Source organism: Aquimarina discodermiae (genome assembly GCF_040786235.1).
In the GTDB taxonomy this organism is placed as follows: domain Bacteria; phylum Bacteroidota; class Bacteroidia; order Flavobacteriales; family Flavobacteriaceae; genus Aquimarina.
This window is the reverse complement of record NZ_JBFMKP010000005.1, coordinates 110,268-126,209: the sequence shown is the minus strand read 5'-3', so window position 1 is coordinate 126,209 and position 15,942 is coordinate 110,268. Positions and strand designations below refer to the sequence as shown.

General features: G+C 32.6%; 15 protein-coding genes. 11 read left to right on the top strand and 4 right to left on the bottom strand.

Features of this window, described 5'->3' with window-relative positions:
* The 11 genes from ABW636_RS04575 to groL all read left to right on the top strand — a co-directional run bounded on the left by ABW636_RS04575 (position 1) and on the right by groL (position 11,859).
* Positions 1–1,830 (top strand): AMP-binding protein, encoded by a 1,830-nt coding sequence (locus ABW636_RS04575; RefSeq protein ID WP_367588767.1) that lies wholly within the window; start codon positions 1–3, stop codon positions 1,828–1,830.
* Entirely contained in the window at positions 1,827–2,723 is an 897-nt protein-coding gene (locus tag ABW636_RS04570; RefSeq protein ID WP_367588766.1) for a hypothetical protein, read from the top strand. The genes ABW636_RS04575 and ABW636_RS04570 overlap by 4 nt, the downstream gene beginning before the upstream one ends.
* 4 nt (positions 2,724–2,727) lie before the next feature.
* Positions 2,728–3,855, top strand: coding sequence for an MBOAT family O-acyltransferase (locus ABW636_RS04565; protein WP_367588765.1), 1,128 nt, complete (start codon positions 2,728–2,730; stop codon positions 3,853–3,855).
* 330 nt (positions 3,856–4,185) lie between these two features.
* Positions 4,186–5,631: a tRNA (N6-isopentenyl adenosine(37)-C2)-methylthiotransferase MiaB gene (miaB, locus tag ABW636_RS04560; RefSeq protein WP_367588764.1), complete on the top strand. Its 1,446-nt coding sequence runs from the start codon at positions 4,186–4,188 to the stop codon at positions 5,629–5,631.
* 10 nt (positions 5,632–5,641) lie between these two features.
* Entirely contained in the window at positions 5,642–6,571 is a 930-nt protein-coding gene (locus tag ABW636_RS04555; RefSeq protein ID WP_367588763.1) for a hypothetical protein, read from the top strand.
* Between the two features lie 53 nt (positions 6,572–6,624).
* Positions 6,625–7,887 carry a sigma-54 interaction domain-containing protein gene (locus tag ABW636_RS04550; protein WP_367588762.1) on the top strand — a complete coding sequence of 421 codons (1,263 nt, stop codon included), beginning with the start codon at positions 6,625–6,627 and terminating at the stop codon, positions 7,885–7,887.
* Positions 7,888–7,893: 6 nt separating this feature from the next.
* Positions 7,894–8,400 (top strand): LPS assembly lipoprotein LptE, encoded by a 507-nt coding sequence (lptE, locus tag ABW636_RS04545; RefSeq protein WP_367588761.1) that lies wholly within the window; start codon positions 7,894–7,896, stop codon positions 8,398–8,400.
* A 37-nt stretch (positions 8,401–8,437) separates the two neighbouring features.
* The gene (locus ABW636_RS04540) at positions 8,438–9,376 is read left to right on the top strand and encodes a DUF8458 domain-containing protein (RefSeq protein WP_367588760.1); all 939 of its coding nucleotides are present in this window, start codon (positions 8,438–8,440) and stop codon (positions 9,374–9,376) included.
* Between the two features lie 6 nt (positions 9,377–9,382).
* A complete protein-coding gene (gene secG / locus ABW636_RS04535; RefSeq protein ID WP_367588759.1) occupies positions 9,383–9,718 on the top strand; it encodes a preprotein translocase subunit SecG in 336 nt (111 codons plus the stop codon).
* A 149-nt stretch (positions 9,719–9,867) separates the two neighbouring features.
* Positions 9,868–10,143, top strand: coding sequence for a co-chaperone GroES (locus ABW636_RS04530; protein ID WP_367588758.1), 276 nt, complete (start codon positions 9,868–9,870; stop codon positions 10,141–10,143).
* A gap of 81 nt (positions 10,144–10,224) precedes the next feature.
* Complete coding sequence (gene groL, locus ABW636_RS04525) at positions 10,225–11,859, top strand: chaperonin GroEL (protein ID WP_367588757.1); 1,635 nt, start codon at positions 10,225–10,227, stop codon at positions 11,857–11,859.
* Positions 11,860–11,972: 113 nt separating this feature from the next.
* Here the strand turns inward: groL and ABW636_RS04520 are convergent, their stop codons facing one another.
* The 4 genes from ABW636_RS04520 to ABW636_RS04505 all read right to left on the bottom strand — a co-directional run bounded on the left by ABW636_RS04520 (position 11,973) and on the right by ABW636_RS04505 (position 15,878).
* Positions 11,973–13,103, bottom strand: a complete 1,131-nt coding sequence (locus tag ABW636_RS04520; RefSeq protein ID WP_367588840.1) for a C10 family peptidase — start codon at positions 13,101–13,103, stop codon at positions 11,973–11,975.
* Positions 13,104–13,601: 498 nt separating this feature from the next.
* Entirely contained in the window at positions 13,602–13,781 is a 180-nt protein-coding gene (locus ABW636_RS04515; protein ID WP_367588756.1) for a hypothetical protein, read from the bottom strand.
* Between the two features lie 687 nt (positions 13,782–14,468).
* Complete coding sequence (locus ABW636_RS04510; RefSeq protein ID WP_367588755.1) at positions 14,469–15,233, bottom strand: M15 family metallopeptidase; 765 nt, start codon at positions 15,231–15,233, stop codon at positions 14,469–14,471.
* A 69-nt stretch (positions 15,234–15,302) separates the two neighbouring features.
* On the bottom strand, positions 15,303–15,878 hold the full coding sequence (locus ABW636_RS04505; protein ID WP_367588754.1) for a DUF3347 domain-containing protein: 576 nt from the start codon (positions 15,876–15,878) through the stop codon (positions 15,303–15,305).
* Positions 15,879–15,942: the final 64 nt, after the last annotated feature.

Sequence of the window (15,942 nt, the reverse complement as noted above, 5' to 3'; positions counted from 1 at the left end):
ATGGGAAAACACTACCCAAAAAGTTTTAAAGAAGCTTTTTCTATTGCCTCTCAAGGCGAAGTTAAAGGAAATACTTTTTTAACTACCGAGGACAAAAAATATCCCTTCACCAACTTAACGACAAAAGTAAATAAGATAAACACTCTTCTCAAATCTAAAGGATTAGAACGTGGAGACAACATACTTCTTTCTTTAAGTCATGATTTTGACATGTTTTGTATGTGTTTTGCAATGATTCTAAATGGTATTACCGTTATTCCCGTAGACCCTAACACAAAAAAAAATAAAGTAAAAGGGATTTTATCCAACGCCAGAATTGATGGTTGGATAATCGATAAAAAAAATGAAGAATACTGGAGTTTAGACTCTTCTAAAAAACATATTGTATTCGAAGCCTCAAAAGCCTCAGAAAACTCACTTATAAACCGATTATTAAAAAAAAACAACACACAAGAGAACACATTAGATAGCGCTATCGAAAACTGTGTCGAGGATAATAATTATGCAGATATATCTCCCGACACGGTATGTTTTTTAATCTATACATCAGGAACAACAAGTGACCCAAAAGGTGTTTTGTTAACACATAATAACATTATTTCTCATCTAGCTACGCTTTCAAAACAGTACCAATTAAATAAGGACTCTGTTTTATTAAATATCCTTCCTTGCTTTCATGTCGATGGACTTATACAAGGCCCTATTTTATCTTTGTTTAATTCGACACAACTCGTTAGACCTTTTCGATATCAAATTTCCAAAATTCCAGATTTATTAGATACCGTATATAAATATAAGATTTCGCATTTCTTTGTAGTGCCAACTATGCTCTATATGTTCGATCGTTTTTCTACAAACCCAAAAGAACATTTTAACACAAAAGAGTTTAAATATTTAATTTCTTCTGCAGGAAATTTAGAATCAAATTTCTGGGACAGATTTATGACCAAATTTGAAGTAAAACTAATTAATGTTTATGGTCTAACAGAAACGGTAGCTGGTGGTCTTTTCTGCGGCCCCGACGAAGAAACCTGGAAACTAGGATCTATCGGAAAACCTATTGACTGCGAAGCAAAAGTAATAGATGCCAATGGCAATACCATTCTTAACAATGAAGTTGGTGAATTAGCTCTTAGAGGAGAGCATATTATGAAATCATACCTGCATCCCAAAAGTAATCCAGATCAAAATGGATGGTTTTTTACAGGGGATTTGGTAGAAAGGGATAGCGAAGGGTTTTATTATATCAAGGGGAGAAAAAAGAATGTAATTATTGTTGGTGGTGTTAATATTTACCCTGAACAAATTATAGAAACTTTGAACCAAAGTTCCTTAATTCATGAATCATTTGTGTATGGAGAAATAAATGAGGTGGGGGGAGAAAAAATTATTGCTGCTATATGTGCAAATGATAACGTAGAAGTAGGAGATATTAAAGCTTTTTGTAACGAGAATCTTCTATGCAATCAGACACCATCAGAAATACATCTTCTCGACAAACTTCCTACCACTGCTTCAGGAAAAGTTAGCAAAGAACTGGTAATTGAAAAAATCAAAAAAGTAAAAGAACAATCAAACGAAAAACATTCTTCTGGAGATATTAAAGAGAAAATCATTTCGGTTGCCTCAGAATCTTTTAATTATAACTTTAAAGATTATGAAATCAACCTAGGTCCAAATGATATTGATGGCTGGAGTTCTATTGCTCATTTAGATTTCATAGTTCAAATTGAAAAAAAGTTTGGGTTAGAAATCTCTGTTAAAGAAATTATGGGAATTGATTCCATTTCAAAGTCCATAGAAATAGTTAACAAGAAGATATCCAGATGACAACATTGCCATTAAAAATATGGTTATGGGTATTTATCCTTTCGGTAGTTTTTATAGGGCTTATTTCTTTTTTTTCTAAAGATATAGGACGACATTTCTCTATTCGAGAAAAAATGTTTTTTCATAGTAATCTAAAAAAAGAAATCGCTCTCAAAAACCAATCTTTAAAAAAAAATATAAGAATACTAATCATAGGTTCATCTTTATCTAGAGACGCCATCCCCGAAGCACATGAGATCGATTCATTGCTCAAAAAAAAACATAAAATCAACACTTCAACTATTAAGTTTTTAGGTGCAATTAAAGGGATTGATCATTTAACCGATCAAGGTATTCTGGAAGATATTTCAGCTTTCAAACCTGATGTTTTAATCGTTCAGGAGAGTTCTTTTTTCAATGAGTTCAAAGCAAATGATAAACTTTATCAAAAGTATCATTTAAGAACCCATGTTGGGTTAACTGAAATCTTTTCGGCTCTATTAGGAAACAAAAAAAAACGAGATAGAAAAGGTGTTTTTACACCAAGTCAAGATCAGCTAGAAACACTTATTTCTAAAAGACTAGATCATTTACAGTCAAAACAACCTAAGAAAAAGACAATTCGTAACATTTCGAATATTTTAAATTCGCTTAATTCTAAATTAATCATCTTAAACATTCCTAGACCAAATCAGATAGAAAAAAGAATCTTAACAACTAAATCATCTATTAAATATTCTGGATATTGGAACTGGTGTAAAAACTTAACACATTTCGATTATTTTAATTTTGATTACTCTTTTACATATAATCATTTTTACGATGCACAACACATGAATAATGATGGAAAAAAACTATTTACTAATTGGTTTATAAACGAATTAGGAGCTCACATAACCAATAACCAAAATTAAATAAATGAAAGAGCTTGCGATACTATTTGCTTTTCTGGTCCCTTGTGTATTTTTTTCCTGGAAATTACCCAAAAAACTTCAACTGACTTCCATTTCTACTTTTACAATACTTTTTTTAGCTTATCAGGATTATCAATCATTATTCATTTTGGTTTTCAGTTCTTCAATAACTTATTTTCTATTAAAAAAAACCAACTCCTTTAAATATTCTATTTCCATCACATTAATACTTTTGGTAACATTATTTGTTATTTTCAAATGGCAATATTCTCTTAACCAAAGTAGTATATTACAAAAGGCGATTCCTTTAGGAATGTCATTTTACTTATTTAGACTTATTCACTATACCATCGAGATTTACAAAGGGAATTTACAAGAAATAGAATACCAAAGATTTATGGGGTATATGCTGTTTTTTCCGGTATTAGTAATAGGACCCATCATTCGATTATCAGACTGGAATAGAGAAGTCTACCGAAGAAGATGGGATGAAGAATTATTTTCTAAAGGCCTTGAGAGAATAGTATATGGACTCTTTAAAATTATAGTTTTAGGGAATTATTTTTTCTCATTTAAGATCATTTCTTATACCGATTCTTTGACCAATTCCTGGCTTAATACCTACTTAGAATATGTTAGTTATGTCGGTAACACCTACATGCAATTTGCAGGATACTCTGATATTGCTATAGGCTTTTCTCTGTTGCTTGGTATTAGAGTCAAGGAAAATTTTAATTACCCCTTCTTAGCAAAAAATCTTTCTGATTTCTGGAATAGGTGGCATATCTCATTATCCGAATGGTGTAAAGATTATATTTTCATGCCTATTTCTTCTTATTCACGTATGCCTTGGATTGCCGTTATAATATCCATGTTGGTACTAGGGTTATGGCACGAATTTTCTTTACGCTATATATTATGGGCAGTATTTCATGGTGTAGGAATAATTTTATGGGATAGTATACTTAGATTTTCTCCTATAAAAATGCCAAAACGAATGAATATGATATCAAGAATTTTTTCAACTTTCGTATGTATTCATTTTGTTATTTTTAGTTTTGTTTGGATCAAAGAGGACAATATCTACCAAGCCATTAATTCATTGTCCATATTAATAGGATTAGGATCTTAATTATGTATCAATTTTTATTAAAATATTTCAATAAAAAAACAGCCAACATTCTGATTGTTATCTGGTTTGTTTCATTGATCTTCTTGATTTATTATTTCATGCTTGAAGATACAGCAGAATTTCGTTACCTGAACTATTAAAAATTCTTGCATATTATTAAGAAATGAATTCTATTCAAACTTATTTTCACTTCTATTTAGATAGCTAAAAGTATTATCCTAATTATTCCTTATAGATTTTTTTAAAATAATCTTCTGCCACTTTGTCATAAATCGTTTTAAAAAGTATCTTTGCACACTATTTGACTTCAATTGACAAGGAAATATTTATATGGAGAAGATTATTGACGAAAGCATACAGGGGCAGCCGCTTGCACTCGAACAGAATAAAGAAAACGAGCGTAAACTATTTATAGAAAGCTATGGCTGTCAGATGAATTTTAGCGATAGTGAAATTGTCGCCTCTATCCTTTCTAAAGAAGGGTTTAACACTACTCAAAATCTTGAAGATGCAGATTTGGTACTGGTAAATACATGCTCTATTCGAGAGAAAGCAGAACAAACCGTTAGAAAAAGGCTAGAGAAATACAATGCTGTAAAAAGAATCAACCCAAAAATGAAAGTAGGTGTTTTGGGATGTATGGCAGAACGATTAAAAAGTAAGTTTCTTGAAGAAGAAAAAATAGTAGATCTCGTGGTTGGTCCAGATGCCTATAAAGATTTACCAAACCTGATTGAAGAAGTAGACGCAGGTCGTAATGCTGTTAATGTTATTCTTTCTAAAGAAGAAACTTATGGAGACATCTCTCCTGTGCGCCTGCAAAGCAATGGAGTATCGGCTTTTGTTTCGATTACAAGAGGATGTGATAATATGTGTACTTTTTGTGTGGTACCATTTACCAGAGGTAGAGAACGCAGTCGTGACCCACAGAGTATCCTTGAAGAAATTGAAGACCTAGCCAACAAAAACTTTAAAGAAATAACTTTATTAGGACAGAATGTAGATAGCTACCTTTGGTATGGAGGTGGATTAAAAAAAGATTTTGAAAAAGCCAGTGATTTTCAAAAAGCAACTGCTGTCAATTTTTCAAAATTGCTTGATATGGTTGCAGAAAAATACCCAAAAATACGCTTGCGTTTTACCACGTCAAATCCACAAGATATGACATTGGATGTCATTAATGTAATGGCCAGACACAAAAATATTTGCAAATACATCCACTTACCAATACAAAGTGGTAGTGATCGTATTCTAAAGGCTATGAACCGTTTACACACCCGTCAGGAGTATTTCGATTTGATCGACAATATCAAAAGAATTATTCCTGAGTGTGCTATTTCTCAAGATATTATCACAGGTTTTCCAACAGAGACCGAAGAAGATCACAAAGACACTCTTTCATTAATGGAATATGTAAAATATGAATACGGTTTTATGTTTGCTTATTCTGAAAGACCAGGAACACTTGCAGAACGAAAACTTGAAGATGATGTTCCTGAAGAAACAAAAAAAAGGAGACTTAACGAAATTATAATAGCGCAACGCAGTCATAGTGAATACAGACATCAAGCTTTTGTTGGACAAACAGTAGAAATATTGATTGAAAAGGAGTCTAAAAAATCAGACCAACACTGGAGTGGTAGAACCACTCAAAATATCGTGGCTGTTTTTCCTAAAGGAGATTATAAGATTGGAGATTTTGTCATGGTCCATATTAATGAATGTACCAGTGCAACTCTTTTGGGTGATGCTGTGGGATATTCTGATAATAATTAAATAAGCTGAAATGAATTTTTTAAAAATCTATATAGCAGGATGTATCATATGCCTTTTTATGGCCTGCTCATCTGACACCGACTCTGATACACCCGACGTTTCTGAAACAACAGACACAGAAGACGTAACAGACACTACCGACACAAATGATACTACCGATACAACACCTACGGTTATTGAAGAGGTAAAAAAAATTATTTCTATCGAATCTTCTTTTGACAACGGCACCTCTTTTTGGAAAACCAATTATGACGATAAGAATAGACCAACCGGATATTTTAATCCCGAAAACACCTTAGTCAATAAATACATTTATGAAAATGAGGACAACTTTACACCCTCTAAAAAAGAATTTTATACCGGTGGTAATCTAATAAGTACCGCAACTTATGAATATGATAGTTCGAAAAGATTAATCAAGTTCATAACGGGCACAACAGCTTCTAACAGAAGTTTCGAATATAGTGCCAATTCTATTATTATTCGATTTGATCTATTGCCAAGTAGTTACACCAAAATTATTCTGGATGATCAAAACAGACCGATCAAAATGGAAGATCACGACACAACGGGTGATACAGATGTAATTACTGATACTTTTGATTTTACCTACGAAAACGATAATTTGATACAACTAAACAAACAAGATATTTCGTTTGGTATCAACTCATATATTATTAACTATACTTTTGATGCTAAAAAGAATCCATTTTATAACCAATTTAAAGAAAATAATCTGAATTATATCTTAGAAAGCAGCTTTGATCTGGAAAAAAGAGTTTTAATGGTATTTAGTAAAAATAACTTTAATACCGAAAGTCTTGATCAAAACTCAAGAACATTTGAGTATAATAGTGACGATTATCCTGTAACGATTACTAATTCTTATGAAGAAGATAACAATCTGGTCGACCTCGAAAAAATCACTTATCAGGATTAAATTAAACTTATAACCAATGCGGGCATATAACCTGCTAAAAAGGTAAAGAATATATGGAATCAGTTCAAGCCACAAAACAGCGATTTGGAATTATAGGGAACGATCCTAAGCTAAATCGTGCTGTAGAAAAAGCCATACAAGTTGCTCCAACCGATATTTCGGTATTGGTTACAGGAGAAAGTGGTGTCGGCAAAGAAAGCATTCCTAAAATCATTCATTCACTATCACACAGAAAACACGGTAAATATATTGCAGTAAACTGTGGTGCTATCCCAGAAGGAACTATCGATAGTGAGTTATTTGGTCATGAAAAAGGAGCTTTTACAGGAGCAACTCAAACCAGAAACGGTTATTTTGAAGTAGCCGATGGAGGAACTATTTTTCTTGACGAAGTTGGAGAGTTACCTCTTACCACTCAGGTACGTTTACTACGTGTTTTAGAAAATGGAGAGTTTATAAAAGTAGGATCTTCAAAAGTGCAAAAAACCGATGTTCGCATTGTAGCAGCTACCAATGTAAACATGTTTGAAGCTATCAAAAAAGAAAAATTTAGAGAAGACCTTTATTATCGTTTAAGTACTGTAGAAATTTTGCTTCCGCCTCTTAGAGACAGGAAAGATGATATTCATTTATTGTTTAGGAAATTTGCTTCTGATTTTGCCACAAAATATAAAATGCCAACTATTCGGCTTAATGAGGAAGCTGTTTTATTGCTCGAAAAATACCATTGGAGCGGTAATATCAGACAATTGCGTAACATTGCTGAACAAATATCAGTCCTTGAACAAAACAGAACAATAAGTACCAGTACATTGCACAGTTATTTACCAAATATTGGCAGTAACTTACCTGCAGTCATCTCTAAAGACAAAAAAGAGAGTGATTTTAGCAGTGAAAGAGAGATTTTGTACAAAGTCCTTTTTGATATGAAAAGCGACCTTAATGATCTTAAAAAGCTAACATTAGAATTGATGCAAAGTGGCAACACGCAGCAGGTTCAAAAAGACAATGAGGGACTAATTCGAAAAATTTATCAAGAAAAAGAAAAAGAAGATACATTTGAAGAACCGACACAACCTGTAACTACAGAAGTTCTTACCATCCCGACACAAAATACTATCGCTGGTAAAGAAGAAGACAAATATCATTTTGCAGAAGAAATAGAAGAAGAAGAAACGTTATCACTGCATCATAAAGAGCTGGAGTTAATTAAAAAGTCATTAGAACGACACCGAGGAAAACGTAAAGCTGCTGCAGAGGAATTAGGAATTAGCGAACGAACATTGTATCGAAAAATAAAACAATACGATTTATAATAATTGATGAAAAATTTACTAAATATAGCGATCCTATTTACCATATCCATCATATTTCAAGGTTGTGGAGCATATTCTTTTAGTGGAATATCAATATCTCCGGAAACAAAAACATTTCAGGTAAATTTTTTCCAAAATCAGTCACCAAGAATTTTCCCTGGTACCGATCAAAATTTCACCAACCAACTACAAGATTTAATTCTTAATCAAACAAATCTTAGTTTAACCACCTCTGGAGGTGACATTACTTACGAAGGAGAGATAGTGCAGGATTATGTGTCTCCTAACACAGCAACTTCTGATATTACTGCTGCTCAAAACCGATTAACAATTGCAGTAAATATGCGATTTTATGATAAAAAAGATCCTACTCAAGATATGGAACAGCGTTTTTCATTTTTCTTTGATTATCCAGCAGCTACCTCAGAAAATACAATTAGAGATGAAGCATTACAAGTGATTTTTGAGAGAATAACACAAGATATGTTTAATGCCACACTTGCTAGATGGTAATAGAAATAAAGCGTTACTTTGATTAAAACAAAAGAGATTGAACACTAAAGAACTTTCATACCTGCTTCAACACCCAGAAAGCCTCGTTAAGGGCCATACAGATTCTCTTGAAAAAATTATCAAAGCTTTTCCCTATTTTCAATCAGTAAGGTTATTACATCTGAAATCATTAAAAAACCAAGACAGTTTCAGGTATAATCAAGCATTAAAGACCACTGCGGCCTACTCTACGGATCGAAGTGTTTTATTTGATTTTATAACTTCTGATCTTTTTAACAAAACTTCTTCAAACTCTTTACCTCTTAAAAAACAGAAAGTCGAAATAGAAGTCATTGATCCCGAAGAAATCAAAGTATCACCTAGAATGGATCTGGATGATGCAGTACACATGAAAATACAAGAGGCAGAAGATGTATTAGACCCTTCACTTTTTACAGAAAGAGAAAAAAATAGCACTTTAAAGCAGATTCAGATTGCAAAATCTATAGCCGATGAAGAAAAATCAAAAGAACAAAAAGATATTTCTCCAGAAGAAACACTACAAATAGACTCCCCACTAGAGTTTAGTAAAAAAGAGACTCATTCTTTTGCAGAATGGCTAAAACTAACTTCTTTACACCCAATAGAACGAAATTCTGATCACGCAGAAAACACTGACTCCCAGCAGAATAAAGAGCAGTCGACTTCAAAATCTTTAGAGAAGAAAGATAAATTTGATCTAATCGACGAGTTCATCCAAAACAACCCTAAAATACAACCTGTAGAAAAAAACGTACATACACGCAATTTAGCAAAGGAAAGTAGCGTTCATACAGATGAATTAATGACCGAAACTTTAGCCAAGGTATACCTTGCTCAAAAGAAGTATAAGAAAGCAATTCAAGCATATAACATATTAATTTTGAAAAATCCCGAAAAAAGTGGTTTCTTTGCAGACCAAATTCGGGCAATAAAGAAATTACAAGAAAATAAATAATATACAATGACAACGTTTTCAATATTTTTAATACTTATCGTTATTGTATCCTTTTTACTGGTAGTAGTAATTATGGTACAAAATCCAAAAGGTGGTGGTTTATCTTCTTCTTTTGGAGGAGGTGGAACCCAGCAACTAGGTGGCGTAAAGAAAACCTCAGACTTTTTAGACAAAAGTACTTGGACTTTAGCGACACTACTATTAGTACTTATTTTATTATCTAATATCGATTTAATGGGTGGAAACTCCATTCAGGATACCAAAGTAAATACTGAAGATGTTCAAGTTGATACACCTGTTACTCCTCCTGCCACTACAGATGATAACAAGGATAGCGAATAGCATTTTTTTTTAAAGAACAATTACAAAAATGTCGACTTGTCATACAGTCGACATTTTTTGTTTCAATTTGTCAGTTTATAGTCACTGGCATAGTTTCTGAAATAACAAGCATCGAAGATTTCATTTTAATAATAAAAAAACAAATCATAATGGGAGTAAACATTAAACCTCTTTCAGACCGCGTGGTTGTAGAGCCACTTCCTGCAGAGACGCAAACAGCATCGGGATTATTTATTCCTGACTCAGCCCAGGAAAAACAACAAAAAGGTAAAGTAGCTGCTGTAGGTAGCGGTAAAAAAGACCATGACATGACGGTAAAAGTTGGTGACACCGTTCTTTACGGTAAATATGCCGGTACCGAATTAAAACTGGATGGAAAAGATTTTTTAATCATGCGTGAGGAAGATATCCTTGCCATTGTCTAACTACTGTCTATTCTCAATCACAAATTAAGGATTCTGTTAGTATTTACAGAATCTAAAAAAAAATTAAAATAAACACATATTATGGCAAAAGATATAAAATTTGACATAGAAGCACGGGATGGCATCAAACGTGGTGTAGATGCATTAGCAAATGCTGTAAAAGTAACCCTAGGACCAAAAGGTCGTAATGTAATTATTAGTAAATCATTTGGAGCTCCTACAGTGACCAAAGATGGGGTTTCTGTTGCAAAAGAGGTTGAATTAGAAGATGCACTTGAAAACATGGGTGCACAAATGGTAAAAGAAGTTGCTTCAAAAACCAATGATCTTGCTGGTGATGGTACTACAACTGCAACAGTATTGGCACAGGCAATTGTAAAAGAAGGGCTTAAAAATGTAGCTGCTGGAGCCAATCCAATGGATCTTAAACGTGGGATTGACAAAGCAGTAGAAGCAATTACAGAAGACCTTGCCAAACAAACTAAAGAAGTTGGTGATTCTTCTGATAAAATTAAGCAAGTAGCTGCAATTTCTGCTAACAACGATGAAACCATCGGAGATTTAATCGCTCAGGCTTTTGAAAAAGTTGGTAAAGAAGGAGTAATCACTGTAGAAGAAGCAAAAGGAACAGATACTACCGTTGATATCGTAGAGGGAATGCAGTTTGACAGAGGATATCTTTCTCCATACTTTGTCACCAATAGTGAAAAAATGACAGCAGATCTTGAGAGTCCATATATCTTATTATATGACAAGAAGATCTCTGCTATGAAAGATTTACTTCCTGTATTAGAACCTGTAGCTCAAACCGGAAAGCCACTTTTAATTATCGCTGAAGATGTTGACGGAGAAGCATTAGCAACTCTTGTTGTAAACAAACTACGTGGTGCTTTAAAAATAGCTGCTGTAAAAGCTCCTGGGTTTGGTGACAGACGTAAGGCTATGCTAGAAGATATTGCTATTTTGACAGGAGGTACTGTAATTTCTGAAGAAAGAGGTTTCACTCTTGAAAACGCAACCATAGAGCAGTTAGGTAGTGCAGAAAAAGTAGCTATTGATAAGGATAATACTACTGTAGTTAATGGAGCTGGAGGAGAAGAGCTAATCAAGAATAGAGTTAATCAAATCAAAGCTCAGATCGAAACTACAACTTCTGACTATGATAAAGAAAAGTTACAAGAGCGCTTAGCTAAACTAGCTGGAGGTGTTGCTGTATTATATGTAGGTGCTGCTTCTGAAGTAGAGATGAAAGAGAAAAAAGATCGTGTTGATGATGCACTTCACGCTACTCGTGCTGCAGTAGAAGAAGGTATTGTTGCTGGTGGTGGTGTTGCTTTGGTTAGAGCTAAATCTGTTCTAGACAAAGTAAAAACAGAAAATGCAGATGAAGCAACTGGAATCCAAATTGTAAATCGTGCTATCGAAGCCCCACTTAGAACCATTGTAGAAAATGCAGGAGGAGAAGGTTCTGTTGTAATTTCTAAAGTTCTTGAAGGCAAGAATGACTTTGGTTATGACGCTAAGTCTGAAGCATACGTAGACATGCTAAAAGCTGGGATTATCGATCCTAAGAAAGTAACACGTGTTGCTTTAGAAAATGCTGCTTCTGTATCAGGTATGATTCTTACTACAGAATGTGCACTTATAGACATTAAAGAAGATGCTCCTGCAGCTGCTATGCCACCAATGGGTGGAGGTATGCCAGGAATGATGTAGTCGCCCAGCGATAGTTCAATTCTTTAGCAAGTTTATGAATAAACTAACCTGCTATAAAACAAAAAACCATCTCGTTGATTCGAGATGGTTTTGTTTTCCTTGCAATTTACTTCTTACTTTCTAAAATTGTAAAACACCCTTACATATTGATTAAAATTATAGCTCCCTAATTTAAAGTCATTATACAAATACCAACCATTACTTCTTCCGTCCCACCCTAAATTAAAGTGAAAATATGTAGTGTTTTGTTGAGTTCCAAAATATCTCACAAAACCATCCAACACCCATAAATGCCCTGCTCTTCTACCATTATTATAATCTTTACCAGAAATCACCAAAGGGTTTCCTCCTTTCATTTCTGATATAATATTTTCTATATCCATGCTATAAAACCACTCTGCTTTTATAGGCGAAGTAAACCCTAATGCTTGGCTAACATGAGATCGAAGTACATCACTTGAATATGCCAATGACACAGAGCATGTGTATTCCATATCCATTATTTCTCCCACTTCTTTCATAAGCCTAGCAACTTCATCTCCTTGCAAAGTGCCCAAATCTGTATCAAAATAAGAGCGTCTTAGTTTTGTATAATCATATCCACGCATAGAGTTATAATAATTTACAACCTGAGATAAACATGTTGCTACGCATCCTGTATATGCTCTTTCACAAGGTAAGTTTGTAGTACATCCAGTTCCTATATCTTCTTTTTTAGATAAAAAACTATTAAAAACACAACCTTGTCCCCAACGGGTTGTTAATAAAGGAGACACATGCTCTGATCGTACTTTTTTTGATTGTTGATCAGATCCTATACGATCAACCTTTTGATCAAACTCTTTAAGAATCTCGGGTTGTACTGGTTCTTTTTGGTCTCTAAAATAACTTACCTGACTTTTATATCCCTGCACCCAATATTCTAATTGTTCTGGCATATGATCAAGATCAAACTCATTATCACCATACGCTAAAATGGGTTCTAATCTTTTATCTCCAGAGACAATAACAAAAGAATTTTCATTTTCTCCTTTATTGAGCTGCACGATATACATATAAGGTCTTTTAAGAGGATCCAGAAGTGTCTTTATATCCAAAACCGCATCTATGTTCTTTTCTCTTTTATTTTTGAGAAAACTTAGCGCAATTTTTTTTGCGGCTTCTTCTTTAACTACGTACTCTGATTCGGTACTTACTTCTGATGTAAATTGGAGTTCTTCTGATTCGTTCTGTTTACTCGAAATAAGGAAGCAAACAAATCATATCAAAAAATTAAAATAGGTTTTAAGGCAATAGATCTCATTTGATAGGTTTTTTAAGTTTCAGCAAAACTAAAAATTCCCCATACTCAAATACACTTACCACAAAAAGAAAATCTATTCTTAACCTTTACCTAAAACTGCACTTGTTACTTATTTTACCTGTTTTTTGCTAACATATTATGATACAACTTACCGCATCATTTTTACGCAATTGATTTGGATTTATTTTACCTTTAAAAATAAATAACACTAATTTGATCTTTTTAAATAGAGGAAATCAATCTTCAAACTGACTTATCAAAAGAATAAGAAACTTCACTTAAAAATAAAGATGTTGTTTTTAAGTTTTTTTGACATACAAATCATTAAACAAAATATTATATTCTTATTTAATGATTTGTATATCAATTCATCTAAAAATGCAATTCTCTATTGCTCAACAAGTAAAAGAGCAAATAAAAAGTAATCTTTTTTAAAAGCCTATACTACTACCTTAAGAGCAGGGGCTTGATTAATAATATTGTATATAGTTCTTTCTGAAAGAAATAATTGTTCAGAAAGTTCTGCTACCACCTGTTTCATTTGCCTATGTTGATTACTGGAAACATAATTTTGAACGAACTTTCTTCTCTTCTCTAATAATTGATAGTTTCTTTTCATTTTAACGGTGTTTGTTTTACGTAATACGTTGATTAACAGTATTTTTAAATAATCTTAATTATAGCTTACTTTATATAATTTCAGATCAAAATGCTTTTACAATTTATTGGGTATGTTTTCAATCAGCTAATTAGCTTATAACATGGCATAAAAGAATATACTTACCTATACAGAACTAATATTCGGGGCATTAATATTTTTCCTAGCAATTGAGGATCATTGTTTCGTTGTAAACAAGTATCTATACTATCTTTTGAAGATTGCCCGATATACTTATTTTTATCAATTTTATCCTTTTTACGAAGGTAATATTGTTGTAAAATCATCTTAACTCTTTTACGGTTTATGTTTCTTACTAAAAAAATGTACGTACTCCTTTTGATATTTTTTATATCAAAAAGAAAAGAAGCTCGATATTGCTATCTAACTTTTAAAAGGGAGGGTAATCGATATAAATATATCAATATTTCGTAAAAAAAGCCAAGGTATTTACACAAATTTTGAGCACTTCACAATATCTTAATATAAGTTTTACACTTATAAAAATGTTAACAAACTAACATTTAAGACACTAAACTATTTAGAAAATTTCAAAAACGAATTAATCAACAAGAGAAACCTTTCTTTCCAGAAACATACTAAGTAAAAAAAGAAAAAAGCAATATTCTTAAATATTGCTAAGAAAATCTAGGTACATTTCCATTTAAAATCAGATATCGAATACCTGATAGTACTTTTAAAATTATAATGCCACCATTCTGTTTTTATGGTCGAAAATCCATGATATTGCATTGTCTCTCGCAAAAGTTTACGATGCTCCAATACTTCTTTAGGTAATTTTTGATAAGAATGATGTGCCTCTTTACCAAAATGATCATATGTAGTTCCCATATCTACAGAACTACCATCCAATTTTACCAAGCTAATATCTACAGCTGCTCCTTTGTTATGAATAGATCCTCCTTTAGGATCTGCTACATATCCAGGGTTAGGAAAAATTTTCCACATTTTTTTTTGCACACTATAAGGTCGATAACAATCAAATAATTTTATTTTATAACCTTTCTTAATCAAATCATCATTTGCCGCAACAAGAGCTTTTGCCACTTCTTTTCTCACATAACACTGCGCACAAGAATACACTTTTTCTTTTAGAAAATTATTAGTAGTGGCATATCGCATATCGAGAACAAAGTTTTCTGAAATCTCGAGAAGGTTAACAAAGTCTTTTTGATTTATAGCTTGATTTTGTTGCTTATGCTTCATCAATTGCACCTCTATAGAATCTTTTTTTTGAAGTAAACTTTGTTCAATTTTATCTCCTCGTACTTGTAATGCTCTAGATTTTTCTATTAACGCCGATATTTGTACAGTAGGCTCTATAGGCTCTTGTATATCTGTACAGGAAAAAAACAACGCAGAAAAAATCAATGATAGTATTTTTATTGTCATAGTATCCCATTTATGTTTATATCTAACATCTTTCCTCTTACATATCATGATAGTTAACTATCATAAAGTTTATTTAAACACTTCTTCTACACTACCACAAAGAAGCATTTCTTTACCAAAATAAGGGTTTCTAATCTCCCTTGCATTAGAAAACCAACACCCTCCTTCTCCTTCAAACGCCATCGGGCAGAACTGTTTATATATTTCTCCAGAATCAATGGTAGTAGTTTTTATTAATTTTTCAAATTCTGTAGTTAAGGTAGCAAAAAAATCTCGCTGTTTCTTAGTATCTTTTGTTAAAGAAATAAGTTTTACAACTGCTTTAAGTTCTTTAAAACCTTTTAAATCCTTATTTATAACACTCAATTTCTTTGCTTCTTCCCTTACTTGTTTACTATCAGAATTTACCAAAGCACCTTTGATAGACAAATAAGATGTGTAGACTTTTGTTATTGTTACATCAGAAAAACTAACATTTACTTTATTGTTAACGTGATCAAGGTTATTATTTTTCTGAACCACATCTACCTCCTGGTTTTCTTTTAATTTTTTATCTTTTGCACATCTCATTACCAAAGCTAAAAGAACAAATACCATTCCCTTATACAGGTACTCTTTTTTTGATCTAAAATTATAATTACCCATGTTCTACAAGTTAGTTAATTCTAATCAAATACAGGATTCCTACATCTTGTATTCTTACAATACA